Genomic DNA, 25488 nt, shown 5'->3' with positions numbered 1-25488 from the left:
GCTCGGTGAATCCGAACCGCGGGTCTCTGAACTGCAAAGACCCGTATTCCTGTTGTGTCCTTCCGGCGTACGGCGCAAACAGCCCGGGTATCACCAAACAGGCAGAAGACGGTGCGTCAGCTGCCGTGGGTGAACGAGGGGTTGTGTTGGTATGACGTGCTGGTACGAGGGGCCCCTGGCCGCCTTCGACACGGAGACGACGGGCGTCGACGTGGAGACCGACCGGATCGTGTCGGCCGCCGTCGTCGTCCAGGACGCCCCGGGTACCCGGCCGCGGGTGGCCCGATGGCTGGTGAACCCGGGTGTGCCGGTGCCCGAGGGCGCGACGGCGGTGCACGGGCTGACGGACGAACACCTCCAGCGCAACGGCCGCTGGCCGGCGCCGGTGATGTACGAGATAGCGGAACACCTGGGTGAACAGGCGTCCGCGGGGCGGCCGTTGGTGGTGATGAACGCGCCCTTCGATCTGACGCTCCTGGACCGGGAGTTGCGCCGCCATCGGGCCTCGTCCCTGGACCGCTGGTTCGAGTCGGCGCCGCTGCGGGTCCTCGATCCGCGGGTCCTGGACAAGCATCTGGACCGCTACCGCAAGGGCCGCCGCACCCTGACCGACCTGTGCGCGCACTACGGCGTCACGCTGGACGGCGCGCATGACGCGGGGGCGGACGCCCTGGCCGCACTGGAGGTCGTACGAGCGGTTGGGCGCCGTTTCGCAGCCCGGCTGGAGCGGCTGTCCCCGAACGAGCTGCACACCCTCCAGACGGACTGGCACGCGGCACAGGCCCGCGGGCTCCAGGCGTGGTTCGCGCGCAGCGGCACCCCGGAGGCGGTGGACCCGTCGTGGCCCCTGCGTCCGGAGCTGCCGGCCGCTGCCGCCTGAAGAGCGGCCCGGGCATAAAAGAAGCCGGTCCGCGTGACGCGGACCGGCTTTCTCCCGGTGGGCGATACTGGGTTCGAACCAGTGACCTCTTCGGTGTGAACGAAGCGCTCTCCCACTGAGCTAATCGCCCGGGAACGCACTGAACAATACAGGCCCCGACGGGCTTCCTTCAAACCGCTTCCAAGTACGCGACCAGGCCCCGCCGTCCGGCCCACATCATCAGCCGGTGGTTGGCCCGGAACACCGGCCGCCCCGGCACCGCGAGCCGCCGCAGCAGCGGCTTGTTCACGTCGACGACCTGGTCGTACACCGCGAGGGTGCCCGCACCGTCCGCCGTGATCGTCCAGCGCGCCCAGCCCTCCAGGTCCCCGGTCATGGCGATCTCCAGCACCCCGCCCGCCCGGTCGCGTCGCACTTCACGCGCGGTGAACACGAGGTCGTACGGCAGCGTCGCCCGGATCCTGATGACGCCGGTGGTGTCGTCGAGGCGCTCCACGGCACGGACCTGGGGCCACCAGCGCGGGTACTCCTCGGCCTGTTCGAGCACGTCGTAGACGGTGGCCGGCGGCGCGGGCACGGTCCACCGGGTGTGGAAGCGGTAATGGCTCCAGTCCATGCACAGAGTCTGCCCGCAGGGAACTGAGTACGTTCTGAGTACGCGCACTCATGCCGTACGACGTGACCCGGGCCACACTCCAAGGCATGACGCACTTTCCGCCCCCGGCCGAGGAGTTGCGGCTCCTGGACGCGGAGCTGTTCCATCTCGACGCGCGCCGGGTCCAGTTGCTCAGGCGCCGCGCCTGGCTGGTCACCGCGCTGCAGACGCCGTCCGCTCCGCCGCGCCCGTCCACCCCGCCCCGCCCCGAGGCCGCCGCGCCCCGGGTGCAGAACGTGCTGCTGGTGCTCGGCGGTGTGCTGCTGGTCATCGCGGCGACGGCGTTCACCCTGGTCAGCTGGGGTGAGCTGGGGATCGCCGGGCGGGCCCTGGTGCTCGGCGCGGTCACCGCGGCCGCGCTGGCCGCACCCCTGGCGCTGCTGAAGCGGGGCCTGCGCTCCACCGCCGAGTCGGTGGCGGGCCTGGGCCTGGCGCTGACGGTCCTCGACGCGTACGCGCTGCACGGGGCGGTGTTCGTGGCGGCGGAGGGCGCGCCCTACACGGCGATCGCATCGACGCTGCTGGCGGCCCTGTGGCTGGCGTACGGTCTGCTGCCGCCCTTGCGGGAGCTGCGACTGCCGCGCCCCTCGGCCCTCCTCGCGGCCCAACTGCCGCTCTTCTTCGGCGCGCTGGCGCTGGACGCCGACTCCTACGGCGTCACGGCGGCCGTGCTGGTGACGGCCGCGTTCGACACAGGTGTGGCGCTCCGAGCGACCGCCGGTCCCGTACGTCTGCTCGCCGTCGTCGGCGCGTACGGTCTGGGCGGCTCGGGCGTATGGGCGGCCGGTTCCTTGTCCTGGACGGCAACCGGCCCGAGCGCCGCCGCCCGTGCGGCGGCGCTCCTCCTCCTCGCCGCGGCCATCACCCTCGCCGCGGCGTGGCGAGGCGCGAGCGACGGCCGGCGCGCGGCGGACGCCCCGGCGTCACAGGGCACCGGTCACGCCCTCGGCCTCTCGGTCGCCTCCGCCCTCCTGACGGTCGCCGCGCTCGGCGGCGTGGCGCGCTCCGCGCTGCCCGGCATCTGGACCGTTCCGGTCCATCTCGCCTGCGGGATCGCCCTGTTGGCGGCGGTACGACAGGACCGGCTGCCGGAGCAGATGCGGCGCGGGTTCGCGGTGGCCTCCGGTGCCGTACAGGCCCTGGCCGTGGCGTGGACCCTGCCCGTCGTGGCGGTGACTCTGCTGGGCCCGGTCGCCTGGGTGACTGATGCCTGGTCCGGGGCGCCGGCCGACCTTCGCGAGGCGGTCACGGTGGACGCCCCCTGGCCGCCGGACGCGGCGACGGCCCCGCTGGTCCTGGTGACCGTGGCGGCGGTACTGGCCCTGGCCGTACGGCACACGGACTGGCGTCCACGCGCCCTCACCGGCGCGCTGGTACTGACGTGGGCGGCGGCGCTGACGCTCCCCGCGGTGCTGGAACTGCCGTACACGCTCGGCCTGTTGGTGCTGGGCTCGGTGACGGGCGTGGTCCTGGCCTCTCCCTACGGCCAACCGACCGCGACCGTCCTGGCCCTCGCCACCTCGGCCGACCTCGCCTTCACCGCCCTCGCCTCCCAGTCGGCGACCCTCACCGCGCTCGGCGCCCTCACGGTGTTCTTCGCCGTGGTCTCCTGGCGGTGCACCGCCATCACCGCCCCGACCGCCCTCACTTACGCCACCGCGCTGGCCTGCGCCACCGGAACAGCGGCCGGCTGGCAGCCGCCGTACACGGCCCTGCTCGTGCTGGCGGTCCCGGTGGCGGCGGCCCTGCTGGCGGCACGGCTCAAGGACGCCCGGGCGACCGTGGCGGTGGAGGTCACCGGAGCCGTGGCCGCGCTCCTGGCCCTCGCCCTGTCCGCGACCGACCTGCCGATGCTCGCCCTGGTCCTGGCCCTGTGCGGAGTGATCGCCACGGGCACCGCGCTGCGCCCCGGCCGCCGCTCCGTCGGCTACGCGGCCGCCGTCCTCTTCGTCCTGGCCAGCTGGGTGCGCCTGGCGGCCTGGGACGTCGGCATCCCCGAGGCCTACACCCTCCCGGTCACGGCCCCGGCCCTGCTCGTCGGCTTCCTCCGCAGGCGGCGCGATCCACGGACGTCGTCCTGGACGGCGTACGGCCCGGGCCTGGCCACCACACTCCTGCCGAGCCTGGCCGCGGCCTGGGGCGACCCGAACTGGACCCGCCCCCTGCTCCTGGGCCTGGCGGCCCTGTCCCTCACCCTGCTGGGCGGCGGCTACAGCCTCCAGGCGCCCCTGGTCCTGGGCGGCTCGGTCCTGACCCTGGACGCCCTCCACGAACTGGCCCCGTACATCGTCCAGGTGACGGACGCCCTCCCCCGCTGGGTCCCCCCGGCCCTGGCTGGCCTCCTGCTCCTCGCCCTGGGAGCGACGTACGAGCAACGCATCAGGGACGTACGACGGCTGCGGAACAAGCTGGGCAACCTCCACTGAGACGCCCTGAAGGGGCGCGGGGAACTGCGCGACCAGCCACAACGGTCCCGCAGTTCCCCACAACCCGAATCGCTACGAAGGCATCTTGTCCCCGAGAAGCGCCAGGTTCTCAATCGCCGCAAGCCCGTACAGAGCCGTGTCGTTGGTAGAGATCCACGCCGCCTCACTACCCGCGACCAACGTCGCCGGCCCGCTCAGCTCCTCCGTCTTCCAGGGCGCCGACTCCTTGTATCCGTCGGAGTTGTAGAACTTCTCCCACGCCCGCTTGGCCAGCTTCTCGTCCCCGGTCTTCACGGCCGCGTACGCGTCGAGCCGTGAGTGCCCCTGGAACAGCAGCAGCGTCCCGAAGTTGGACCCGTACCGCGCCGCCTGCTCGGCCTTGGTGGCGTTGAAGTAGCGGCAGTAGTCGAAGTACGCCTCGTTGAACTTGGGCATGTCGACGAGGTCGATGAGTTCGGCGCACAGCTCGTTGAGGCCGAAGACGGCGGAGAGGTGCGAGACCCCGACCACCGGAGTCGCGGCGACCGCGAACTTGCCCGTGTCGAGGTCGTACAGGCCGCTGCCCTGGACGAACCCGTTGGGCTGTGCGGCGATGCCCTCCATCGTGGACAGCACGCGGGCCTTGGCCTTCTCCCACTTGGGGCCCTTGCGCTCCCACTCCGTCAGCCACGCGGAGACGAGCCCGCTCCAGTCCGTGCCGAAGCCGACCGACAGGGCGTGCCGGTCGGGGGTGTAGACGTCGGTGCGGACCTTGCGCAGCGGGTCGAGGACGAGGAACGTCTCGTCGGAGTCGACGTTGGCGTGCATGAGGTCGCCGACCCGCTCGTCCGCGGTGAGGAAGTAGTAGTAGCGCCGGTAGGTGGTGTTGGCGATGCGCTGCTGCTTGGCGCTGTCGGCGTAGTGCTGCACACCGTGCCGGGTGCCGAGGCCGGCCCATTTGCCGAGGTGGTAGACGTCGACCTCACCGGTGTGGCGGGTCATCGACTCGGCGAACCGGAAGATGTCCGCGCGGCCGGAGCGGATGTACGCGAACCACAGCCACAGGTCGGGCGAGAGCTCGGAGTTGTCCCAGGCGTAGCCACCGATGTCGTACCGCCACTGGTGCCTGACGGTGTCATAGGTGTGCATGATGTCGCCGTAGTCCCAGAAGCCGTACCAACGGCGCTGCTCCACCTGGTCCTTGTAGTAGGTGAAGAGGAAGTCGAGGTGGTCCTCGATCTTCGCCTTGGCGGCGGTGGAACGGTCGGGCTCGGAGTACAGGCCGGGTCCGAAGACCTTCGCCTTGATGAGCTGCTTGGGCGGCGCGGCCAGCTGCGGCAGCACCCGTACGGCCTCGACCTGTTCGGCGAGTTTCGCCGGGGTCGGGGTCGACTCGTTGGCCCAGAACAGCAGTTCCGAGGTACGGGCGATGCCGTACGGGGTGCCGAACTCGGGCTCGTAGTCCTCGTAGGTGATGTTGAGGCCCTCGAGCTGCTCGGCGAAGGTGTCCTGGCCCATGCCGTCGTGGTAGAAGCGCAGGTCCATGGGCTGCGCCTCGGGCGACCAGAGCCAGAGGGTGACCTCGGCCTCGTCGGTCTGGGCGTCGCGGATGTCGAGCTGGGCGGGGAACTTCTCCCAGAAGTCCCGCAGGCCGAAGGAGAGTCCGCCGCTGACGCCGCCGACGTAACCGAACCCGGAGGCCCGCTTGCCGCCGCCGGCGCCGATCCAGCCGTGGCCCTTCTTGGTGCGCTTGCGCAGGGTGAAGCCGTCGGCGGAGAGCTGGGAGAGGGTGTAGTCGCCCCACTCGGGGATGTACTGGAGGCGGGTGGTGACGCGCTGGTCCCAGGTGGAGGGGTCGGGCAGCTTCTCGCCCGCGTACTGGGCGGCCTGGACGGCGGCTCCCGGGTCGCGGCGCAGGCCCGTGATGCCCTTGACGGCCTCACGCAGCAGACCGGTGCCCTCGCCGCCGATGCGGATGTGGCGGTCGTAGGACTGGTCGCGCATCGGCACGGTGAAGCGGACGCCGATGCCGCGGATGAAGTCGCCGCTGGCCTTGCCCGGCTCCTGGGTGCCGTCGAAGGTGATGGTGTGCACCATGCGGAAGGATTCGGCGCCCGCGTAGAAGTACAGGCGGATCGAGAACGGCAGCCAACTCCGGTCGCCCTTGCGGTGCTTGCCGTCGATGCGGACGACCGCGCGGACCGGACCGTCCTGCTCGACGGTCACCTCCGAGATGGCCCCGTCGAAGCGCTCGGTCTTGACCGCGCCCTGGTCCTCGTCCTCGATCTCGGGCTGGCGGATCAACACGAGCTTGCCGTTCTTGGCGATCTCGGTGGAGCCGCGGGTGACGGACTTGATGAGCGTGGCGCCGGACTTGCCGATCTTCGCGGTGATGACACCGGTGGAGACGGTGATCGTGCCGCCGCCCTGGTCGACGGTGACCTTCTTGTCGGGCACGGTGGCCTCGCCCGCGGCCAGCGTGAGCTTGCCGTTGCCCGAACTCACCGCGTGGGCGGTCCACTTGAGGGAGCCGTCCGGCCAGTAGGCGAGCGGCCAGGACTGCACGGGTACGGACTTGCCGTCGGCGTCCGTCAGCGCGAAGGTCTGGTCTTCCTGGTAGGCGCCCTTGGGCCAGGGCACACCGAGGGTGGAGCCGGGGGCGGCGCCGAGTCCGCCGTCCTCCAGCCAGTCCAGGGTCACGGGATCGGCGTCGGTCTCGGCGGCTCTGGGCGCGGCCTGCGCGTCCTTCGCTCCTAGCGCCCAGCTGAACTGCGCGGCGGCGCCGGCGACGGCGGCTGCCTTGAGGAGGGACCTGCGGGGGATGGGAGACATGGTCATTCCTTTCCATGTGCGACTGTGCGGCTGGTCAGGGGCATGACAGAGGGAGGTACGGCGCCCGGGGCGCCGACCTTGTGGTGCGAGGACACCGCCCGTCAGCGGTTGCGGTACCGCTCCTCGACGGCGACGGCGGCCGCCGCGACGGCTCCCAGGACGGGAACCGCTAGCGGCGCGACGAACATGGCGGACAGGGCGACCACGCCCAGACCGCAGACGACCAGGAAGGACCCGGCGGGATCGAGCACGGTCCGCCGCCCGGCAGCGGCGAGCAGCGCCCGCCAGCTGTCCCCGGGCGCCCAGACGGCGGCCGCCCGCAGCAGGGCCACGACGACTCCGATCAGCGCGAAGATGCCGACGGCCCCGACGAGCGGCCCACCGGGCAGCCCGGCCCGCGCGGCCAGGATGTCCACCCAGACCACGCCGGCGACCGCCCACCCGGCGAGCCCGACGGCCCACCCGCCGCGCAGCGCCGTACGGAAGTCCGCGACGAACTCCCCCCAGCCGCCGCCCTCGTGGCCGGTACGACGCCGGAGGTGCCGGGCGCCGGCGGCGAAGGCCGCGGGGTAGGTGACGACTCCGAGCGAGGCCACCGCGATCCACACCCCGGTGAGCAGACACTCGGCGAACACGGCGAACCGCTCGCCTCCGAGGAAGGACAGCCTGCGGGCCTTCACACGCGCTTGGGCCATGGGAACAACCGCCTCACTTCAGTCCGGACGTCGCCATGCCGTCGATGAGATACCGCTGGAAGGCCATGAAGAAGGCGATGACCGGCACCAACGCCACCAGCGACATCGCGATCATGCTGCCGTAGTTGGAGATGCCCTCCTGGTCGCGGAACATCATCAGGCCGAGCGAGACGGTGTACTTGTCCGGGGTGTTGAGGTAGATCAACGGCCCCATGAAGTCGTTCCAGGCGTTGATGAACGTGAAGATGGCGCTGGTGATGAGGGCCGGGCGGGTCAGCGGCAGCACGATGGACCAGTAGGTCCTGAAGTGCCCGCAGCCGTCGAGCTTGGCGGCCTCGTCCAGCTCCTTGGGGAGCCCGCGCATGAACTGCACCATGAGGAAGACGAAGAACGCCTCCGTGGCCAGGAACTTGCCCGCGACGAGCGGCACCAGGGTGTCGGTGAGCTCCAGCTTGCGGAACATCACGTACTGCGGGATGAGCAGCACGTGATACGGCAGCAGCAGGGTGCCGATCATCATCGTGAACAGCAGGTTGCGCCCCGCGAACCGGATCTTGGCGAAGGCGTACGCGGTCAGCGAGCTGGACAGCACGACCCCGGCCACGGCCAGTCCGGCGTACAGCAGGGAGTTGGTGAAGAAGGTGCCGATGGAGATGCCGGAGATGCCGTCGGCAAGCCCCGAGAAGTTCTCCCAGACCGGCTTGGTCGGCAGCAGGTCGATGCTGGCGATGATGTCCTTGCTCGGCTTGAACGAGGCGCCGAGCACCCAGATCACCGGGTAGAGGACGACCGCGAGGACCGCGAGCGACCCCACATGCCAGGCGACCGATCCGAAGCGCCGCCGCTCGCTCGGGGTGTGGACGACGGGACTGCTGGTGGCGCTGGTCACTTGGCGGCCTCCTCGTAGTGCACCCACTTCTTCTGCGACCAGAACAGGACCGCCGTGACGAGCGCCACCGCGACCACCAGCGTCCAGGCCATCGCGGAGGCGAAGCCCATCTGGGCCTCCTTGAAGCCCTTCTGGTAGAGGTAACAGGTGTAGACGAGGGTGGCGTCGGCGGGCCCGCACTGGGTGTTGGAGACGACGTACGCGGACCCGAACACCTGGAACGCGTGGATCGACTCCAACAGCACGTTGAAGAACAGCACGGGGGAAATCATCGGCAGGGTGATGTTCCAGAACCGGCGCAGGGGCCCGGCTCCGTCCATCTCGGCGGCCTCGTACAGCTCCTGCGGAACCTGCTTGAGACCGGCCAGGAAGATGACCATCGGCGCGCCGAACTGCCAGATACTCAGCGCCACCAGGGCGTAGATGACGTAGTCGGGGTTGCCGATCCAGCCGCCGACGTCGAGTCCGAAGACCTTCTGGGTACGGTCCACGATCGCGTCGTCCGAGAACAGCGCCCGCCACACGAAGCCGACGGAGACGCTGGCGCCGATGAGCGAGGGCATGTAGAACGCGGCCCGGTACAGCCCCTGTCCGCGCCGCTTCTGTGCGAGCAGCAGCGCGACACCGAGCGCGAGCAGCAGCTTCAGCGGGGTGGCCACGACGACGTACTTCAGTGTGACCTCGACCGACTTCTGCCAGCGCGGGTCCTGGAACATCGTCCTGAAGTTGTCCAGCCCCACCCACTCGGGTGGCGTGAACAGGTTGTACCGGGTGAACGCGTAGTACAGCGACGCGATCATCGGCCCCGCCGTGAGCACCAGGAACCCGGCGATCCACGGCGACATGAAGAGATAGCCGGCGATGTTCTCGCGGCGCCGCCCGCGCCGCCCGGCGGCAGGAGCGGCGGACCGCTTCTTCGCCGGGCGCACGGGCGCTTCCTTGACGAGCGTCATGGTGGTACGTCCCCTCAGCCCGCGAACGCGGCCTTGGCCTCGCTGAACAGCGCCTTGGCGGCGTCGGCCGGCTTGGTCTTGCCCTGGGAGACCTCACCGCCGATGCGCAGGAACGCCGCCTCGACGACATCGGCGCCGGACGGGTGCGGGGTGATCTTCCCCAGCACGCCGGCCTTGGCGACCTCTTCCTCGTACGCCTTGACGCCCTTGTTCTGGTCGTCGGTGGGCACGAACGCGTCGTACTGCTCCGTCGTGGAGAGGATGCCGCGGTCGTAGCCCATGATCTTGCCGACCTCGGGGTCGTGGACCATGAAGCTGATGAACTGGGCGGCTTCCTTGGGGTGCTTGCTCCCGGAGAAGGCGCTGAGCATCAGCGAGCCGAGGTACTGGCCGGTGTTTTTGCCGTCCGTGGTGGGGATCGGCGCGAGCCCGTAGTCCGACTCTCCCTCACCCTCGTAGCGGATGGAGAAGTTGTCCCAGGTGAACTCGGACGCGGCGAGGCCGGCCGACAGACCCGACTTGGGCTGGACCTGCTCGATCTTCTTGGGGTCGGCGACCAGCCCGGACTTCACGCGCTTGTAGCCGTCCGACCACCACTGCGTCAGATCGTCCTCGGTGAAGCCGAGGTCGGAGTCCGTGAAGAACGCCTTGCCGTTCTGACGGAGGTACAGGTCGTACAGGTACATGATGCCGAAGTAGCCGGTGTCACCGGCGATCTTCAGCTTGTCCTGGATCGTCTGGAGCGCGTCGAAGTACTCGTCCCAGGTCCAGCCCATCTTCGCCTCGACGCCCGCCTTCTTGAAGGCCTTGAGGTCGATGACGAGCGCCATGGTGTTGGCGCCGACGGGGATGCCGAGCTGCTTGCCGTCGACCTGACCGTTCGCCAGAACGCCGTTGCGGAAGTTCTTCAGGTCCAGGTTCCCGGAGTCCGCCTGGGACTTGAGGTCCATCAGAACTCCGCGCTTGTCGTACTTGCGCAGGAATCCGACGGCATTCTGGAAAACGTCCGGCGGATTTCCACCGGAGGCCTGCGTCTGGAACTTCTCCCAGAACGCCGCGTAGTCGGTGAATTCGGGCTTGATCTTGATCTTCGGGTACTTCTTCTCGAAGACCGCGATCGCCTTCTTCATGGCAATGGTGCGCGGTTCGCCGCCCCACCACGCATAACGGAGCGTCACATTCCCGTCGCCGGAGCCGCTGTCACCTCCGCACGCCGTCGTCGTGGCCAGCCCAAGCGTGGCCGCCGCTCCACCGGCCACCTTCAGGATCGTACGCCTCTCAACATTCCTGCTGGTTCCCACAGTCGGGCCCTCCCCGCGCAGCGTCATTGCCGCCTGCATGAATCGTTTCAAGTAAGCGCTTGCTGGCACAAGGTACGAAGCCCCTCGGAGGGCGTCAATGATTCGGACAGGATTTTCTTGCGGGACTGATCGGCGAGTTGACGACGCATCGCCCGACTGTGCCGCAGCACACACGACGAAGTCGCAGGTGAGGAGCGAGGGTTCGGTCGGTCGAACGTGAACTGACCCGGGGGGCCCGGAGATTGTCCGGCTGAAACTCGCCGGAGGTTTCGCGGCCGGCGAGGGGCTGCCGCACCAGGGGGCGTGAACGACGACGGCCCGCCTGCTCTCGCAGACGGGCCGTCGCATCCGGTGGGCGATACTGGGTTCGAACCAGTGACCTCTTCGGTGTGAACGAAGCGCTCTCCCACTGAGCTAATCGCCCGGACGCAGGAAGAACATTACCCCATGTCAGGGGGTGCCTGTGACCAGCGCGAACCGGTACCGGCACCCCCGGTCGCGGCTCACTGGTCCTTGATGTTCCAGGGCATCTCGAAGCCGAACTTGTAGAGATAGACCCCGACGAGCGCGGCCACGATCACCAGGCCGATCGACGTCAGGATGATGTTGCGCCGGCGGACCTTGGGGTCGAGCGCCTTCTGGGCCGCCTCGGTCACCTTGCGCTTCGTCCAGCGCAGCACCAGCTGGGCCCAGACGAACTCGGTCGCCCAGATCGCCATGCCGCCGAAGATCACGACCCAGCCGGGCCCCGGCAGCGGAAGCATGATGATGCCCAGGACCACGACCGCCAGGCCGATGATGAAGATCCCGACCTGCCAGCTCAGGTGCAGCACGCGGCGCGCCTTGATGAATTCCGGCGCTTTCGAGCCGAGCCCGTGCCCGCTCTCCGCCTCGCTGGTCCGCGTCTCGTCCGATGCCAAGGCCGCCTCGGCCCGGTCGTCACTCCCCGTGTTCATACAGCCAAACCCTACCGGAGAGAAACCAGTCACCGGAATGGTCGTACCTCGCGAACAGGACCTCGGCCGGAAGAGTTACGTAAAGGCACGCAAAACACTCAGAGGGGTTTACAACGGCACCGTAGGTGGCATGTCGATTTCGCCGACGTGCGAATCCCCGAGCGCACACTGAGCGAAAGGCCCTGGCGCTTATGAACACCACGGTCAGCTGCGAGCTGCACCTGCGCCTCGTTGTGTCGAGCGAGTCCTCCCTGCCTGTCCCCGCAGGCCTGCGGTACGACACGGCCGACCCCTACGCCGTGCACGCCACCTTCCACACCGGTGCCGAGGAGACCGTCGAGTGGGTGTTCGCCCGCGACCTCCTCGCCGAGGGCCTCCATCGGCCCACCGGCACCGGCGACGTCCGAGTCTGGCCGTCGCGCAGTCATGGTCAGGGCGTCGTGTGCATCGCCCTGAGCTCTCCGGAGGGCGAAGCACTGCTCGAGGCCCCGGCACGGGCCCTGGAGTCGTTCCTGAAGCGCACGGACGCTGCTGTGCCGCCCGGCACGGAGCACCGGCACTTCGACCTCGATCAGGAGCTCTCGCACATCCTGGCGGAAAGCTAGGGCGAGGCCTCACCAAGCCGCCCGGCGCCGTCGACTCGGGGTGACGGCTCGGGCCAAGACAACTCCATAGGTACGCACACCGGCGCCGTCGCCGCGGATTCCCGCGGGGCGGCGCCGGCGTGCGTCCGCCCGTCGGTGTGGGGTTCGCCACGGTCGGGGCCGGTACGGGCGCACGTGGAGCCACTACGATCGGCCAGCACGGGCGGGCGCCCGCCCGACCCCCAGGCCAGGGAGCGAAACGTGCTCATCACCCATGACACCCGGTGTGCCCTCGATGCCGTGGTGGATCTGGTGAACACCGCACCGGAGGACACCACGACCCCGGACGCGCTGGCGGACCTCGCTGCTCTCGAGGATTTCGTACGAAAGAACGAAATCAGTGACGTCGGGGTCCTCTCGGAGTTCGACCTCTCCGCGGTGCGCAAGATCCGCGGACGGTTCGCCGCGATCTTCTCGGCGCCGGACGCCCGGGCCGCGGCCGGGATGATCAACGAGCTGGTGGCCGCCGCGGGCACCACGCCCCGGCTCACGGACCACGACGGCTACGACTGGCATGTCCACTACTTCGCGCCGGGTGCCTCCGTCGCCGATCACCTGGCGGCCGACTGCGGGATGGCGCTGGCCTTCTTCGTGGTCGCCGGGGAGCAGGAGCGCCTGCGGCGCTGCGAGGCGCCCGACTGCCGGCGCGCCTTCGTCGACCTCTCCCGCAACCGGTCCCGCCGCTACTGCGACAGCCGCACCTGTGGGAACCGTCTGCACGTGGCCGCGTACCGGGCGCGCCGCAAGGAGGCGGCGGGCTGAGCCCCAGGGCTGCGCGGAGATGTGTCGACGCGGTACCCGGCGGGTGACGCCGGGTACCGCGGGTACGGCTCAGAGCAGCAGCAGATCGTGCAGCGCAGCCATGAGCAGCAGACACCCGATCACCGCAAGAAAGATCATCAGCGGTGGCTGGGAAAGGGCGAAAAGGCATCCACGCGGCTCGTCCTGCGGCGGCGCGGTGTCGCTCTGTGTCGTGTCCAGCATCTCGCGGGCGATGATGACGCAGAGAGCACCCCTGCTGTCACCAACACGCCCGAATGACAAGGGGAGTTCGCCGGATCCCGTGATCTCCGGTCCGAAACGTTCACGTGCGCGTTCGGATGCGTACGGGCCTGTGTCGTTTCAGTCCGTCCGCATCCGTCATATGCCGTGCTTCTTGAGGATGGCCTCGATGTCGCTGAAGTCCTCCGCGGACTCCGCGCGCGGTGCGGCGGCCGGACGGGGCGCCGGGCGCGCGGCCTGACCGAGGGAGGGCGCCGAGGCCGTCGGGGCGACCGCCTCCCGCTGCGCGGAGCGGGCGGCTGCCTTGCGCTCCTTGCGGGTGCCACCACGCCGGCGCTCCACCGCTCGCGTGGCGGAGAAGAGCAGCCACGCGGCGCCGAGCACCCCGAAGCCGGCCCACGCCGTGACGCTGAACGCGGTGTCCGCCAGCCACTCCACGACACCGGTCATCACCAGGCCGATCGGCACGAGCGAGTACGCGGCGAGGCGGGCGGCGGCCAGGTAGCGCTTGCGGTACGCCGTGACCGCCGCGATGCCCAGGCCGGCCACGGAGACGGCGGAACAGACGGTCTCGGCAATCATCCGGTCCTCCAGGCAGGGGTCGGTCGGGCACTTCGTCCCTTCCATCCTGCACCGCCCGAACCCCACGGGGCCATGCTCCGGCGGGACATCAGGGACATCTCCGGGTCAGATCGTCCGCAGGTGCCGGTCGGGAGCACACCGAGGGGCGGAGCTGGAGGGGGTCGGGAGGTGTTTTGCGCGCCGGGGCGCAGGGCGGGTGGTGGGGGCCGCGCGTCGCGGTGCGAGCGGACGGGGCGGGGCGGCTATCGCGGTGCGGATCAGAGGACGGGCCTGCGCGCCGAGGCACGGGGTGGACGGACGAGCCTGCACACCGAGACGAGGATCGGACTCACGAGGCCGGGCACCACGATGCGGATCGGAGGGACGGGGCCGCACGCCGAGACGCGGGCCGGACGGACGGGACTGCACACCGAGGCGCGGGTCGGACCGGCGGGTCTGCACACAGAGAACGCCGATCAGCCGGACCGGCCTGCACCGAGACGAGGGTCCGACGGGCAGGTCTGTACACCGAGGCACGGGGCAGGCGGACGGGCGGCGCCTCGTGTCGATGGCCGGTCGAGGCGGGACGTATCCAGACCGGCTCAAATTCCTGAGCCCACCCCCGCGCGTCGCGGCGGACCGAGTCCGGCTCGGTCGGCCAGGGCCGTGCAGCCACGCCGCGGTCAGGCCGATTCGGCCGCCCCGGCCCCCTGCAGCCGCGCAGCAGCCAGTCCGACTCTCCTTCCCCCAGGTCCGTCCGACCGTGCCTGTGCCATGCCGACTCCGCGGCCCAAGCCCCTCCAATCGCGCAGGGGGCAGGCCAATTCCGCCCCCCGAGGTGCCCCCAACCGCGTAGGAGGCCGACCGTTCCCGTCCCTCAAGTCCCCTCCAACCGCGTCGGAGAACCGCCGATCCCGTCCACCAAGCCGCCCCCAACCACGCAGGAGGCCGACCGTTCCCGCCCCTCAAGCGCCCTCCAACCGCGTCGGAAAACCGCCGATCCCATCCACCAAGCCGCCCCCAACCACGCAGGAGGCCGACCGATTCCGTCCCCCGAGCTGCCCCAGCCGCGCCGGAGGGCGGCCGATCCGTCCCCCAAGTCCCCTCCAACCGCGTCGGAGAACCGCCGATCCCATCCACCAAGCCGCCCCCAATCACCCAGGAGGCCGACCGATTCCGTCCCCCAAGCCGTCCCCAACCGCGCCGGAGGGCGACCGATCCGTCCCCCTGACCCTTCCAACCACGTCGGGGGCAGGCCGTTCCCGTTCCGTCGCCCGAACCCCCTCCAACCGCGTCGGAGGCAGGTCGATTCGGTCGTTCGGGGGTGGGCTGGGAGACTGGCGGCATGAGTGACTCCTCCCCCGTGCGTCCCGCCGTCCCCGTGCTCGATGTCTGGTGCGAGCTTCAGTGCCCGGACTGCCGTGGCGCCCTGGACGACGTCCGGGCCCTGCGCGCCCGCTACGGCGACCGGCTGGAGTTGCGGCTGCGGCACTTCCCGCTGGAGAAGCACAAGCACGCGTTCGCGGCGGCGCAGGCCGCCGAGGAGGCCGCGGAGCAGGGCAAGGCGTGGGAATACGTCGAGGCCGTGCTGGGGCGGGTCGAGGAGCTGGACCGCAAGGGAGAGCCCTTCCTGGTCGAGGTGGCCGGTGAACTGGGCCTCGACGCCGAGGAGTTCGACACCGCGCTGATCGACGGCCGGCACATCCTGATCGTGGACGCCGACCAGGCCGAGGGCAAGGCGATCGGCGTGACCGGCACCCCGACGTACGTCGTGGACGGCGAGCGTCTCGACGGCGGCAAGAGCCAGGAGGGGCTGCGCGAGCGCATCGAGGAGATCGTGGACCGGCTGCTGGCCGCCGGTCAGGACGCCTAGGACTACAGCAGCGGCTTGTAGTAGGCGTACCGCGTCGTCTCGTACCCGAGCGACTCGTACAGCCGTTCGGCCGGGGTGTTGTCCGCGAACACATTGAGGCCGAGCGTGTGCTTGCCGAGGGCGTGTGCCTGGATCTCCGCGAGCAGCATCAGGGCGCGGCCGTGGCCGTGGCCGCGCTGGTCCGCGTCGACCTCGACGTCGTAGACGAAGGGCTGTCCGTCGCGCAGGGCGAGCCACAGGACGCCCACGCGCGTGCCCTCGTGTTCGAGGACGTTGAACCACATGTCCTCGGTGGCGAGCCCCTGGGGCAGGAGCATCGCGTGGTCGCGCTCGGCCTTGGCGCGGGCCTCGGCCTCGGGCACGCCCCGGTCGATCCAGGTGCGCACGTAGTCCTCCGACTCGTGCGCCCGCCAGGCGTCGAAGTCGGCCTCGGTCATGGGCCGCGCCCGGTAGCCGTCCGGCAGGGTGGGCGGGGTGTCGCCAAGCCGCTTCTCCATGCCGCGGTTGCGCAGGACGTAGCCGAGCGCCGCGACGAGCCGCAGGGCCGCCTCGGCACTCCCGGGGACGCCGATCTCGATCTCCCGGCAGCCCCAGCCGCGCGCGACCTCCTCGGCGGCCAGCGCGGCCACCGTCCCGCGGCCCCGTCGCCGGTCGGGTTCCTCGATGCGCAGATCGTGGATGCGCGCCACCGAGGGCCCGAAGGCGGGCGACGTGCCGAGGTGGACGGCGCCGACGGGACGGCTGTTCACGCACACCTGATAGCGGCGCGAACGCATGCCGTCGGCGTTCTGCTGGAGCGGCTCGGTCGGCCGCAGGGTCGTGGTCATCACGGGTGTTCTACCCGCTGCCGTGCCCCGGAGCAGCCGAATATTCGCTCGCCCCCGGGGCAAGCCCCTACGGGTCGAGGTCGTTCCCGGCCCGCTCGTCGAAGACGCGCATGGCCTTGGCGGTCACCGGCCCCGGGGTGCCGGGCAGTTCGCGTCCGTCGACGCGGTGCACGGCCTGCACGTCGCGCAGGGTGGAGGTGAGGAAGACCTCCTCGGCCCGCTCCAGGACGTCCAGCGTCAGGTCGGTCTCCTTGGCGCCGGTCCATTCGACCGTCAACGCGCGCGTGATGCCCGCGAGGCAGCCGGAGGCGAGCGGCGGGGTGTGGATCTCGCCGTCCAGGACGACGAAGACGTTCGACCCGGTGCCCTCGCACAGCTGTCCGACGGTGTTGGCGAACAGCGCCTCGGAGGCGGCCTGGCCGTGCGCGCGGGAGAGCGCGACGACGTTCTCCGCGTACGAGGTGGTCTTCAGGCCGGTCAGCGCGCTGCGCTCGTTACGGGTCCAGGGGACCGTGATCACGGCCGTGGAGTCGGGGCGGCGGGTCGTCTCACCCAGGGCGACGACCAGGGTCGGGCCGTGCTCGCCGCGGTCGGAGCCGAGCGGGCCGTGGCCGCCGGTGTAGGTGATGCGCAGCCGGCCGAGCGGCATGGGGTTGGCGTCGAGAACGGCGGCGCAGGCGCGGCGCACCTCGTCCAGGTCCGGGTCGGGCAGACCGAGGCCGCGCGCCGAGAGGGTCAGCCGGTCCAGGTGCCGGGTCAGGGCGAACGGACGGCCGTCCACCGCCTTCACGGTCTCGAAGACGCCGTCGCCCACGGTCAGCCCGTGGTCGAAGACGGAGACGCGGGCGGACTCGCTGTCCTGCAGTGCGCCGTCGAGCCATATCTTCACGTCGGTAGTCCCTCTCCACTCACCTCGTACGTTCCCGACGCTACCGCGAGCAGTCGGGCGGCCTTCAGTTCGGTCTCCCGCCACTCCCCCTCGGGGTCGGATCCCCAGGTGATGCCCGCGCCGGTGCCGAAGCGCAGCACGCCCTCGGCGCGGTCGATCCAGAAGGTGCGGATGCCGACGGCCAGCTCTCCGGTACCCCGGTCGGCGTCGACCCAGCCGACGCCCCCGCAGTACGGGCCGCGGGGTGCGGTCTCCAGGGCGTCGATGATGCGCAGGGCGCTGGACTTGGGCGCGCCGGTGACGGACCCGGGCGGGAAGGCGGCGGCCAGCAGCTCCGGCCAGCCGGCGCCGTCGCGCAGCTCGCCGCGGACCGTCGAGACGAGGTGCACGAGGCCGGGGTGCTTCTCCACGGCGCACAGGTCGGGGACGCTCACGCTGCCGGCGGCGCAGACCTGCCCGATGTCGTTGCGGACCAGGTCCACGATCATGACGTTCTCGGCGTAGTCCTTCTCCAGGAGGTCCGCCTCGGTGCGCCCGGTGCCCTTGATCGGCCCGGACTCGACGACCCGGTCGTCGCGGCGCAGGAACAGCTCGGGGGACGCGGTGGATATCTCCACGCCGTGCTCCGGCAGCCGGATCGTTCCTGCGTACGGCGCCGGGTTGCCGCGGGCCAGCAGGGCGGTGAGTGCGTCCACGTCGGCGTCGGGTGCCACGGGTGCGCTCAGGACGCGGCAGAGGTTCGCCTGATAGACCTCGCCGGCCGCGATGTGCTCGCGGATGCGCCGCACCCCGGCCGTGTACCCGGCGCGGTCGAGGGACGACGTCCAGTCGCCGACCGCCGGTCCGTGCCACGCCCCCGGCACCGGGGCGGGTACCGGCTCCTGGCGTACGTCCCGGAAGCGGGCGCAGGTCAGACGGCCTTCGAAGTCGGCGCAGACCGCCCAGAAGCCGCTGGAGTCCAGGGCGGCCGGGTCGCTGGTGACATCGAGGAGACCGGTGGCGACACGGTCACCGAAGCGGGCGAGAGGAGCGAGGTCGAGCACGCGTCGAGTCTATGGCGGGTGTCCCGCGGGTGACCTGGTCATGTCCGTTCGGAGCCCCTGACCAGGTGTGCGGGCGGGCACAGCGCAGCACGCTGCACAAACGCGTTTTTGTGCTGGCCCAGGAATCCGCTAGAGTTCAACACGTCGCCGGGACGCGCAAGCGGAACGGAAAGACAGGCGAACGTAGCTCAGTTGGTAGAGCGCAACCTTGCCAAGGTTGAGGTCGCGAGTTCGAACCTCGTCGTTCGCTCGGAAGAGCAAGGGGGATCATCCCGACCCCCCGACACTCCTGGTGGAGTGGCCGAGAGGCGAGGCAACGGCCTGCAAAGCCGTCTACACGGGTTCAAATCCCGTCTCCACCTCCAAGGACGATTAGCTCAGCGGGAGAGCGCTTCCCTGACACGGAAGAGGTCACTGGTTCAATCCCAGTATCGTCCACTGGATCTTCGAGGTCATCGAAGGTCTGACCCGCGCGATTAGCTCAGCGGGAGAGCGCTTCCCTGACACGGAAGAGGTCACTGGTTCAATCCCAGTATCGCGCACGCAAGATCCACAGTCTCGACTGTGATCCCGAGGACGATTAGCTCAGCGGGAGAGCGCTTCCCTGACACGGAAGAGGTCACTGGTTCAATCCCAGTATCGTCCACACACCGAAGCCCCCGGCCTTGTGCCGGGGGCTTCTTCGTGTCAGCTGGAGAACAGCATGTGGCCGAAGCTCTTGTGCCGCTGGTGGTGGCCGTGGTGGCCGCCGTAGTGACCACCGTGCTGCGGGGTACCCCAGGCGGGAGCCGCGGGGGCCGCCGGGTACGCCTGCGGGGCGGCCGGGGGCGGCGGGGCGGGCTGGCTCCACTGGGACTCCAGGCGGGTCAGCGCCTCGAGCTCGCCGTAGTCCAGGAATATCCCGCGGCAGCCGCTGCACTGCTCGATCTGAACGCCGTTGCGGTTGTACGTGTGCATGGGTGCATGGCACTTGGGACACTGCATGGTCGGCTCAACTCCTCGCCGGTCGGTCCTGCTTCATGTATCGCCAGGACAGACACTGTCCGGCTGCGGTCGGTTGCACCCTACTTCGCGAATGTCCCGGTCAACTCGGGTGGGGCGGAACCCATTCGGGCACAGGCGTCGATCAGGGACTGTTCCACCTCGTCCAGCGGACGGCCCGCGGTCAGGGCCTTCGTCAGGGCGCGTGCCGCGGTCTGGACGGTCAGGGCGCGGGCGGGGACGTCCAGGGCGGGCCAGGGGTCGCCGTCCCGCGGTACGGCGGGGCCGCCCGCTGCGCGATAGGCGTCGAGGAAGCGGGTCCACTCGTCGGGCGGGAGCAGACCGCAGGCGAACCAGGCCGCCGGGCGGGCGAGGTCCCAGGCGGGGACGCCGGTGCCGAGGTCGTCGACGTCGATGAGGAGCCAGGGGCCGTCGGGCGCGGGGTGGCGGACGAGTTGGCCGAGGTGGAGGTCGCCGTGACACAGGGTGCGGGTGTCCGGCAGGGGCGCCTCGGCGCGGGCCCAGGCGGGGAGGGCGGCCCAGGCGCGCAGGACGGGGTCGGTCGCCGGGCGGTGAGGGGCCGCGCGGAGGCGGTCGACCGCCTGGGCCGCCTTGGCCGGGCCGCGCATCGGGGGCAGGTCGGGGGCGGCGGGGGTGCGGTGGAGGCGGGCGAGGAGGACCGCCGCCTCCTCCCAGGGGGCCGCGTCCGGGTTCTCCGGGTCCACGGGGGCGCCGTAGGGCCAGAACGTGACGAGGCGGCCGTGCAGGTCCGCCGGTGTCGGGGTGAGCGGCGGGAGGAGGATGCCGGGGAGGTGGGCGGCCGTGGCGAGGCGGGCGGTCAGTTCGGCGGGTGGTGTGGCGGGTGCGTGGGCCTTGGCGACCGTGTCGGCGTGCCGGACCACCGTGGCGTCGGGCCGGTCGGCGAGGGTGCTGGTGCCGCAGACGCAGGTCGAGGTGGCGGAGTGGGCCGTGACCCTGGCTCGGGTGGTGAGCTCGGAGAGCAGCAGGGCGGAGGCGGTCACGGGGCTCCCTGGAGGCGGTGCGGGGTGTGACTGCGAGGGTACGGGCAGGGCCCGCTTCGACCGCGTCGCGGAAAGCCGCCGGGGAAAAGCAATGCCGGCGCAGCTCCCCAGCTGCGCCGGCATTTGTGCCGTCCGCCGCACCCCCGTCCCCACGGGGTTTCATGGGTGGATGTCCCCGCCCGGACCGCTCTTCCGGGCCTGGGGTCGCCGCTCAGCGCCCCAGCATCACTCCCACGGACGACGCCTGTGTGGCCACGGTCTCCCAGCCTCCGAAGAGGAGGAAGAGCAGGACCGCAGGAGGAAGGGCCATCAGCGTCGCCACCAAGGGGTGGCGACGGCCCGTGCGGCGGGGGCGGAACGTGGTGCGTTCCTGTGTGCGGACGATCGTCCGCGGTGCCGTGTGGGCCATGGTCCCTCTCCTGACCGTTCTGTTGTCGTTGGCAGCGGCGGGTGTCTGACCTCGGGGGACGAGTGCTGCACCCGCCGCTTGACCTCAAATCTAGGCGGACGGCGAGCGCCGCACGTCATGCCCTCGTACCGATTGCCGGGCCTCCCGGAGGATGAGCCATGACCTGCGGAGTACTCCCCTGGGTGGAGACGAGGACCTAGGTCTCCGGGTCTTCCCCGAGGGGGCGCCCGCTTTACCCGGCTTTCTCCGAGCCGTCCTCGCGCGGCACCGGCTGCTCGACCAGCGCCAGGACCCGGGTCGCCATGAAGCGGGCCGTCCGGACGACGGAGCCGCTACGGGTGACTTCGCTCACTTCCACCACACCTCGGCGGACCGCCGTCTCCACTCGGCGACCCGCCCTGCTCGCCACCACCTCGTACGTACGCGTCGTGTCTCCTGCGTCCACGACTATCTCCACGCGATCACCCTTCACGGGTTCAATCCCCCTTCTGCGACGGATGGTTGGGAAGGCGCGCGGATCAAAGCCCGTCCGAGCGCGCGCTCCCTGACCACCCCTCAATTCTCCCACCGGGCACTGACAATCCGTCGGGACGAGAGGGCGCGGCCTCTGCGCGTGGGCGGCCGCATAAACGTAAGCTGTGGCACGTCACACGGACCGGGCAGCGGGGATGAACATGGCGATGATGCGCCTGAGGCGCGAGGACCCGCGCGTCGTCGGCTCGTTCAGGCTTCACAGACGGCTCGGCGCGGGCGGTATGGGCGTCGTCTACCTGGGCTCCGACAAGAAGGGGCAGCGGGTCGCGCTGAAGGTGATCCGGCCCGATCTGGCGGAGGACCAGGAGTTCCGCTCGCGGTTCGCGCGTGAGGTCTCGGCGGCCCGGCGGATCAGGGGCGGCTGCACGGCACGGCTCGTGGCCGCCGATCTGGACGCCGAGCGGCCGTGGTTCGCCACCCAGTACGTGCCCGGGCCCTCCCTGCACGACAAGGTCGCCGACGAGGGATCCCTGGTCGCGGCCGAGGTCGCCGCGATCGGTGCGGCCCTGTCGGAGGGGCTGGTCGCCGTGCACGAGGCCGGTGTCGTGCACCGGGATCTGAAGCCGTCCAACATCCTGCTCTCCCCCAAGGGTCCGCGGATCATCGACTTCGGCATCGCCTGGGCGACCGGGGCCTCGACGCTCACGCATGTGGGTACCGCCGTCGGTTCGCCCGGCTTTCTCGCGCCGGAGCAGGTGCGGGGCGCCGCCGTCACCCCGGCCACGGACGTGTTCTCGCTCGGCGCGACGCTGGCGTACGCCTCGATGGGCGACTCGCCCTTCGGGCACGGGAGTTCCGAGGTGATGCTGTACCGGGTCGTGCACGAGGAGGCCCAGCTGCACGGCGTACCGGATGCTCTTGCTCCGCTCGTGCGTGCCTGTCTCGCCAAGGACCCGGAGGAACGGCCCAGCACGCTCCAACTGTCGTTGCGGCTCAAGGAGATCGCCGCGCGGGAGGCGCAGGGGCTCGCGGATGTGCGGCCTCCGGCGCCCCGTGGGGCCGATGTGGACCGGCCTGCCGGGCGGGTCACCGAGAGCTATCCCGACCAGCAGCGGATGCAGCAGCGGCGGCCTCAGGGGACGCAGCCGGGGCCCACGCAGCGCACTCCGGCGCCGCGCGGTGGTACGCCGTCGTCCTCGCGCGGGCCCGCTCCGTCGCGGAACGGGACGCCGTCGCGCGGGGGTGGCCCCACCTCCCGGTCCGGTGCCCGGCCCACGCCGGCCTCGCGGAACACGACCCGTTCCGGGGGCGGGAACCGTCCCGCGCAGCGCAGCGGTACGGGGCGTCCGGCGCCCAGGACCACGGGGACGGGCCGGCGGCCCGCCAATCCGCGGCTGCTGCGGCAGCGGCTGTTCGTGTTCGTGGTCGTGACCCTGCTGGTGGCGCTCGGCATCGCGGCGGCCCAGGGGTGTCAGGGGCCCGCGCGGGGCATCGGCGACGACCGTGATGTCGTACGGCAGCAGCGGGTGCACCATCCGCCGCTGGACGAGGGGAAGTTGATGTCCGAACGGTTCGAGTCGACGCTGGAGACGTCCGACTGAGGCGTCACAGGCCCGGGAGGATCCGGTCGAAGAACTCGAGGTCGCCCTCGAACACCGGGTCCAGGGCCGGGAATTCCGCAGGGGTGATCCAGCGGGTGTCGGCTACCTCCGAGGGGTCGGGGACCACCTCGCCGTCGTCGGCGCGGGCCGTCCACCAGTGGAGGCGGAAGACGCCGTCGTCGGTCTCCGACTCCCAGACCTTGGCGAGCGGGACGACCGTCAGGCCGACTTCCTCGCGGACCTCCCTGATCACCGCCTCCCGCTGGGTCTCCCCCGGTTCGAGCTTGCCGCTGAGGGGCTGCCAGTAGCCGGGGCGGGCCACGCCCGCGGCGCGGCGGATCACCAGGACGCGGTCCGCCCGGAGGAGGACCGCGACGATCGCCTGGCGCTGCGGCACCGGGCCTACAGCTCGGGGCGGCCCGTGGCCACCGCGTAGAAGGCCACCGCCGCCGCGGCGCCGACGTTGAGGGAGTCGACGCCGTGGGCCATCGGGATGCGGACCCATTCGTCGGCGGCGACCAGGGCCTGGGTGGAGAGGCCGTCGCCCTCGGCGCCGAGCATCAGGGCGACCCGGTCCATCTTGTGCGGGGCGGCCTCGTCCAGGGTCTTGGCCTTCTCGTCCGGGGTGAGCGCGAGGAGCGAGAAGCCCGCCTCGCGGACCGACTCCAGGCTCTTGGGCCAGCTGTCGAGGCGGGCGTAGGGGACGGAGAAGACCGCGCCCATCGAGACCTTCACGCTGCGGCGGTAGAGCGGGTCCGCGCAGTCGGGCGACAGCAGCACCGCGTCCATGCCCAGGGCCGCCGCCGAGCGGAAGATCGCACCGATGTTGGTGTGGTCGTTGACCGACTCCATGACCACCACCCGGCGGGCGGTCTGCAGGAGGTCGGTCGCCGTCGGGAGCGGCTTGCGCTGCATGGAGGCGAGCGCGCCGCGGTGCACGTGGTAGCCGGTGACCCGCTCGGCGAGCTCCGGGCTGACCGCGTACACCGGGGCGGGCAGCTCGTCGATGACGTCGCGCATGACGTCGACCCACTTCGCGGACAGCAGCATCGACCGCATCTCGTAGCCGGCGTCCTTGGCGCGTCTGATGACCTTCTCGCCCTCGGCGATGAACAGGCCCTCGGCCGGTTCGCGCTTGCGGCGCAGCTCCACGTCGGTCAGGCCTGTGTAGTCGCGCAGGCGCGGGTCGTCGGGATCCTCGACGGTGATGAGATCGGCCACAGGGTGATACTGCCTTGCTCTGGGTGCGGTGCCAACGGCTGGGTACGAGTTGGGTTACCCGGGGTTACGCGGATGTCTGCGGGCCTACGCCGACGACCGCGCCGACGACGATCACCGCCGGGGGCCTCACATCCTCGCGTACGACCGTCTCGCCGACGGTCGCGAGGGTGGCGTCCACGCGGCGCTGGGCGGCCGTGGTGCCCTCCTGGACCAGGGCGACCGGGGTGTCCGCCGGCTTGCCGTGCGCCACGAGCGTCTCCGCGATCTTGCCGATCTTGTCGACGCCCATGAGGATCACGAGGGTGCCGGTGAGCTTGGCCAGCGACGGCCAGTCGACGAGCGAGCGCTCGTCGTCAGGGGCGACATGGCCGCTGACCACCGTGAACTCGTGTGCGACACCGCGATGGGTGACCGGGATGCCGGCCGCGCCCGGGACCGAGATCGAGCTGGAGATGCCGGGCACGACGGTGCAGGGGATGCCGGCCTCGGCGAGGGCGTGCAGCTCCTCCATGCCGCGGCCGAAGACGTAGGGGTCGCCGCCCTTGAGTCGTACGACCGACTTGCCCTGCTTCGCGTGCTCGATCAGGGCGTTGTTGATGGCCTCCTGGGCCATGAAACGGCCGTACGGGATCTTCGCCGCGTCGATCACCTCGACGTGCGGCGGGAGTTCGGCGAGGAGGTCGCGCGGGCCGAGGCGGTCGGCGATGACGACGTCGGCCTCGGCGAGGAGACGGCGGCCGCGGACCGTGATCAGGTCCGGGTCACCGGGGCCACCGCCGACGAGGGCGACGCCGGGGGTGCGGGTGCGGTGGTGCGGGGCGACGAGGGTGCCGTCGCGCAGGCCCTCCACGACCGCGTCGCGGATGGCCGCGGTGTGCCGGGGGTCGCGGCCCTTGGCGTTCGTGGTGAGGACGGCGACCGTGACGCCCTCGCTGTGGCCGGTGGCCGGGGTCCAGGCGGTCGCCTGGTCCGCGTCGTCGGAGCGGACGCACCAGACGCGGTGCGCTTCGGCCTCGGCGGAGGCCGCGGTGTTCGCGTCGGTGTCGCTGGTGGCGATCAGGGCGTACCAGGCGTCGGCGAGGTCACCGGTCGCATAGGGGCGCTTCTCCCAGGCGATCTCACCCGCGTCCGCCATGGCCTCGACGGAGGGGGTCGCCTCGGGAGACACGAGGAGGACGTCCGCGCCCGCCGCGATCAACGCCGGGAGGCGGCGCTGGGCGACCTGGCCGCCGCCGAGGACGACGACCTTGCGGCCGGTGAGGCGGAGGCCTACGGGGTAGGCGGGGTTTTCGGCCATGAGGGGCGGCTCCTCCGGGGGCTTGGCAGTGGCCCTGACGTGCAGATTTTAAGGGGTGGGCGGGTTTGGCGGGTCGGG

Annotated in this window: 25 protein-coding genes and 7 tRNA genes; 11 read left to right on the top strand and 21 right to left on the bottom strand. The window is 70.9% G+C overall.

Features of this window, described 5'->3' with window-relative positions:
* Positions 1-151: 151 nt before the first annotated feature.
* Positions 152-880: a 3'-5' exonuclease gene (locus OG885_RS36635; protein ID WP_405739161.1), complete on the top strand. Its 729-nt coding sequence runs from the start codon at positions 152-154 to the stop codon at positions 878-880.
* Between the two features lie 58 nt (positions 881-938).
* Here the strand turns inward: OG885_RS36635 and OG885_RS36630 are convergent.
* Together OG885_RS36630 and OG885_RS36625 are read right to left on the bottom strand one after the other, a co-directional pair.
* Positions 939-1010, bottom strand: a tRNA-Val gene (locus OG885_RS36630).
* Positions 1011-1049: 39 nt separating this feature from the next.
* Complete coding sequence (locus OG885_RS36625; RefSeq protein ID WP_405739158.1) at positions 1050-1496, bottom strand: SRPBCC family protein; 447 nt, start codon at positions 1494-1496, stop codon at positions 1050-1052.
* Positions 1497-1546: 50 nt separating this feature from the next.
* On the opposite strand from OG885_RS36625, the gene OG885_RS36620 reads away from it, so the two are divergent.
* Entirely contained in the window at positions 1547-3961 is a 2415-nt protein-coding gene (locus OG885_RS36620; RefSeq protein ID WP_405739155.1) for an SCO7613 C-terminal domain-containing membrane protein, read from the top strand.
* Between the two features lie 72 nt (positions 3962-4033).
* Here the strand turns inward: OG885_RS36620 and OG885_RS36615 are convergent, their stop codons facing one another.
* The 7 genes from OG885_RS36615 to OG885_RS36585 all read right to left on the bottom strand — a co-directional run bounded on the left by OG885_RS36615 (position 4034) and on the right by OG885_RS36585 (position 11566).
* On the bottom strand, positions 4034-6772 hold the full coding sequence (locus OG885_RS36615; protein WP_405739153.1) for a Tat pathway signal sequence domain protein: 2739 nt from the start codon (positions 6770-6772) through the stop codon (positions 4034-4036).
* 101 nt (positions 6773-6873) lie between these two features.
* Positions 6874-7467, bottom strand: coding sequence for a hypothetical protein (locus OG885_RS36610; protein WP_405739150.1), 594 nt, complete (start codon positions 7465-7467; stop codon positions 6874-6876).
* A gap of 13 nt (positions 7468-7480) precedes the next feature.
* A complete protein-coding gene (locus OG885_RS36605; protein WP_405739147.1) occupies positions 7481-8356 on the bottom strand; it encodes a carbohydrate ABC transporter permease in 876 nt (291 codons plus the stop codon).
* Positions 8353-9309 (bottom strand): carbohydrate ABC transporter permease, encoded by a 957-nt coding sequence (locus tag OG885_RS36600; protein WP_405739145.1) that lies wholly within the window; start codon positions 9307-9309, stop codon positions 8353-8355. The genes OG885_RS36605 and OG885_RS36600 overlap by 4 nt, the downstream gene beginning before the upstream one ends.
* Positions 9310-9323: 14 nt before the next feature.
* Positions 9324-10610: an extracellular solute-binding protein gene (locus tag OG885_RS36595; protein ID WP_405739142.1), complete on the bottom strand. Its 1287-nt coding sequence runs from the start codon at positions 10608-10610 to the stop codon at positions 9324-9326.
* Between the two features lie 352 nt (positions 10611-10962).
* Positions 10963-11034 (bottom strand) — tRNA-Val (locus tag OG885_RS36590).
* Between the two features lie 79 nt (positions 11035-11113).
* Entirely contained in the window at positions 11114-11566 is a 453-nt protein-coding gene (locus OG885_RS36585) for a TIGR02611 family protein (RefSeq protein ID WP_399958179.1), read from the bottom strand.
* A gap of 191 nt (positions 11567-11757) precedes the next feature.
* Between OG885_RS36585 and OG885_RS36580 the strand changes: the two genes are divergently transcribed.
* Positions 11758-12171: an SsgA family sporulation/cell division regulator gene (locus tag OG885_RS36580; protein ID WP_004002642.1), complete on the top strand. Its 414-nt coding sequence runs from the start codon at positions 11758-11760 to the stop codon at positions 12169-12171.
* Between the two features lie 240 nt (positions 12172-12411).
* Positions 12412-12972, top strand: a complete 561-nt coding sequence (locus tag OG885_RS36575; RefSeq protein WP_405739138.1) for a CGNR zinc finger domain-containing protein — start codon at positions 12412-12414, stop codon at positions 12970-12972.
* Between the two features lie 69 nt (positions 12973-13041).
* Here OG885_RS36575 and OG885_RS36570 read toward each other — a convergent pair whose 3' ends face one another.
* Positions 13042-13194 (bottom strand): hypothetical protein, encoded by a 153-nt coding sequence (locus OG885_RS36570; protein ID WP_170068264.1) that lies wholly within the window; start codon positions 13192-13194, stop codon positions 13042-13044.
* A gap of 156 nt (positions 13195-13350) precedes the next feature.
* A complete protein-coding gene (locus tag OG885_RS36565; protein ID WP_405739135.1) occupies positions 13351-13794 on the bottom strand; it encodes a hypothetical protein in 444 nt (147 codons plus the stop codon).
* A gap of 1324 nt (positions 13795-15118) precedes the next feature.
* Between OG885_RS36565 and OG885_RS36560 the strand changes: the two genes are divergently transcribed.
* Positions 15119-15646, top strand: coding sequence for a DsbA family protein (locus OG885_RS36560; protein ID WP_405739133.1), 528 nt, complete (start codon positions 15119-15121; stop codon positions 15644-15646).
* A gap of 2 nt (positions 15647-15648) precedes the next feature.
* Here OG885_RS36560 and OG885_RS36555 read toward each other — a convergent pair whose 3' ends face one another.
* The 3 genes from OG885_RS36555 to OG885_RS36545 form a co-directional block, all read right to left on the bottom strand.
* Positions 15649-16473, bottom strand: coding sequence for a GNAT family N-acetyltransferase (locus OG885_RS36555; protein ID WP_405739130.1), 825 nt, complete (start codon positions 16471-16473; stop codon positions 15649-15651).
* A gap of 67 nt (positions 16474-16540) precedes the next feature.
* The gene (locus OG885_RS36550; RefSeq protein WP_405739127.1) at positions 16541-17362 is read right to left on the bottom strand and encodes an aminotransferase class IV; all 822 of its coding nucleotides are present in this window, start codon (positions 17360-17362) and stop codon (positions 16541-16543) included.
* Positions 17359-18405, bottom strand: a complete 1047-nt coding sequence (locus OG885_RS36545) for a chorismate-binding protein (protein ID WP_405739124.1) — start codon at positions 18403-18405, stop codon at positions 17359-17361. Before OG885_RS36545 ends, OG885_RS36550 begins: the two co-directional genes overlap by 4 nt.
* Positions 18406-18582: 177 nt before the next feature.
* Between OG885_RS36545 and OG885_RS36540 the strand changes: the two genes are divergently transcribed.
* The 5 genes from OG885_RS36540 to OG885_RS36520 all read left to right on the top strand — a co-directional run bounded on the left by OG885_RS36540 (position 18583) and on the right by OG885_RS36520 (position 19051).
* A tRNA-Gly gene (locus tag OG885_RS36540) sits at positions 18583-18655 on the top strand.
* 41 nt (positions 18656-18696) lie between these two features.
* Positions 18697-18770, top strand: a tRNA-Cys gene (locus tag OG885_RS36535).
* A gap of 1 nt (position 18771) precedes the next feature.
* Positions 18772-18843, top strand: a tRNA-Val gene (locus tag OG885_RS36530).
* A 32-nt stretch (positions 18844-18875) separates the two neighbouring features.
* Positions 18876-18947, top strand: a tRNA-Val gene (locus tag OG885_RS36525).
* 32 nt (positions 18948-18979) lie between these two features.
* Positions 18980-19051: transfer RNA gene (locus OG885_RS36520), tRNA-Val, on the top strand.
* A 41-nt stretch (positions 19052-19092) separates the two neighbouring features.
* Here OG885_RS36520 and OG885_RS36515 read toward each other — a convergent pair.
* From OG885_RS36515 to OG885_RS36500, 4 genes are all read right to left on the bottom strand, one after another.
* A complete protein-coding gene (locus OG885_RS36515; protein WP_405739121.1) occupies positions 19093-19389 on the bottom strand; it encodes a zf-TFIIB domain-containing protein in 297 nt (98 codons plus the stop codon).
* An 80-nt stretch (positions 19390-19469) separates the two neighbouring features.
* Complete coding sequence (locus tag OG885_RS36510) at positions 19470-20408, bottom strand: phosphotransferase family protein (protein WP_405739118.1); 939 nt, start codon at positions 20406-20408, stop codon at positions 19470-19472.
* Positions 20409-20619: 211 nt separating this feature from the next.
* Complete coding sequence (locus OG885_RS36505) at positions 20620-20817, bottom strand: hypothetical protein (RefSeq protein ID WP_405739115.1); 198 nt, start codon at positions 20815-20817, stop codon at positions 20620-20622.
* 232 nt (positions 20818-21049) lie between these two features.
* A complete protein-coding gene (locus tag OG885_RS36500) occupies positions 21050-21289 on the bottom strand; it encodes a hypothetical protein (RefSeq protein ID WP_046261530.1) in 240 nt (79 codons plus the stop codon).
* 196 nt (positions 21290-21485) lie between these two features.
* On the opposite strand from OG885_RS36500, the gene OG885_RS36495 reads away from it, so the two are divergent.
* Positions 21486-22892 carry a protein kinase domain-containing protein gene (locus OG885_RS36495; protein WP_405743039.1) on the top strand — a complete coding sequence of 469 codons (1407 nt, stop codon included), beginning with the start codon at positions 21486-21488 and terminating at the stop codon, positions 22890-22892.
* Positions 22893-22896: 4 nt separating this feature from the next.
* Here OG885_RS36495 and OG885_RS36490 read toward each other — a convergent pair whose 3' ends face one another.
* The 3 genes from OG885_RS36490 to cobA form a co-directional block, all read right to left on the bottom strand.
* On the bottom strand, positions 22897-23289 hold the full coding sequence (locus OG885_RS36490; protein WP_405739112.1) for an NUDIX domain-containing protein: 393 nt from the start codon (positions 23287-23289) through the stop codon (positions 22897-22899).
* 5 nt (positions 23290-23294) lie between these two features.
* A complete protein-coding gene (locus OG885_RS36485; RefSeq protein WP_405739105.1) occupies positions 23295-24113 on the bottom strand; it encodes a TrmH family RNA methyltransferase in 819 nt (272 codons plus the stop codon).
* 64 nt (positions 24114-24177) lie between these two features.
* The gene (gene cobA / locus OG885_RS36480) at positions 24178-25410 is read right to left on the bottom strand and encodes a uroporphyrinogen-III C-methyltransferase (RefSeq protein ID WP_405739103.1); all 1233 of its coding nucleotides are present in this window, start codon (positions 25408-25410) and stop codon (positions 24178-24180) included.
* Between the last annotated feature and the right edge of the window lie 78 nt (positions 25411-25488).

Source organism: Streptomyces sp. NBC_00028, from assembly GCF_045041065.1.
Classification (GTDB): Bacteria; Actinomycetota; Actinomycetes; order Streptomycetales; family Streptomycetaceae; genus Streptomyces.
The sequence above is the reverse complement of the archived record's forward strand: the minus strand, read 5'-3'. Positions and strand labels throughout refer to the sequence as shown.

Bases quoted from the DNA above. Each gene is read 5' to 3' on its own strand.
- OG885_RS36635 (WP_405739161.1), top strand. From the start codon at position 152: ATGACGTGCTGGTACGAGGGGCCCCTGGCCGCCTTCGACACGGAGACG.
- OG885_RS36625 (WP_405739158.1), bottom strand. From the start codon at position 1,496: ATGGACTGGAGCCATTACCGCTTCCACACCCGGTGGACCGTGCCCGCG.
- OG885_RS36620 (WP_405739155.1), top strand. From the start codon at position 1,547: ATGCCGTACGACGTGACCCGGGCCACACTCCAAGGCATGACGCACTTT.
- OG885_RS36615 (WP_405739153.1), bottom strand. From the start codon at position 6,772: ATGTCTCCCATCCCCCGCAGGTCCCTCCTCAAGGCAGCCGCCGTCGCC.
- OG885_RS36610 (WP_405739150.1), bottom strand. From the start codon at position 7,467: ATGGCCCAAGCGCGTGTGAAGGCCCGCAGGCTGTCCTTCCTCGGAGGC.
- OG885_RS36600 (WP_405739145.1), bottom strand. From the start codon at position 9,309: ATGACGCTCGTCAAGGAAGCGCCCGTGCGCCCGGCGAAGAAGCGGTCC.
- OG885_RS36585 (WP_399958179.1), bottom strand. From the start codon at position 11,566: ATGAACACGGGGAGTGACGACCGGGCCGAGGCGGCCTTGGCATCGGAC.
- OG885_RS36580 (WP_004002642.1), top strand. From the start codon at position 11,758: ATGAACACCACGGTCAGCTGCGAGCTGCACCTGCGCCTCGTTGTGTCG.
- OG885_RS36570 (WP_170068264.1), bottom strand. From the start codon at position 13,194: ATGCTGGACACGACACAGAGCGACACCGCGCCGCCGCAGGACGAGCCG.
- OG885_RS36565 (WP_405739135.1), bottom strand. From the start codon at position 13,794: ATGATTGCCGAGACCGTCTGTTCCGCCGTCTCCGTGGCCGGCCTGGGC.
- OG885_RS36560 (WP_405739133.1), top strand. From the start codon at position 15,119: ATGAGTGACTCCTCCCCCGTGCGTCCCGCCGTCCCCGTGCTCGATGTC.
- OG885_RS36555 (WP_405739130.1), bottom strand. From the start codon at position 16,473: ATGACCACGACCCTGCGGCCGACCGAGCCGCTCCAGCAGAACGCCGAC.
- OG885_RS36515 (WP_405739121.1), bottom strand. From the start codon at position 19,389: ATGCAGTGTCCCAAGTGCCATGCACCCATGCACACGTACAACCGCAAC.
- OG885_RS36505 (WP_405739115.1), bottom strand. From the start codon at position 20,817: ATGGCCCACACGGCACCGCGGACGATCGTCCGCACACAGGAACGCACC.
- OG885_RS36495 (WP_405743039.1), top strand. From the start codon at position 21,486: ATGAACATGGCGATGATGCGCCTGAGGCGCGAGGACCCGCGCGTCGTC.
- cobA (WP_405739103.1), bottom strand. From the start codon at position 25,410: ATGGCCGAAAACCCCGCCTACCCCGTAGGCCTCCGCCTCACCGGCCGC.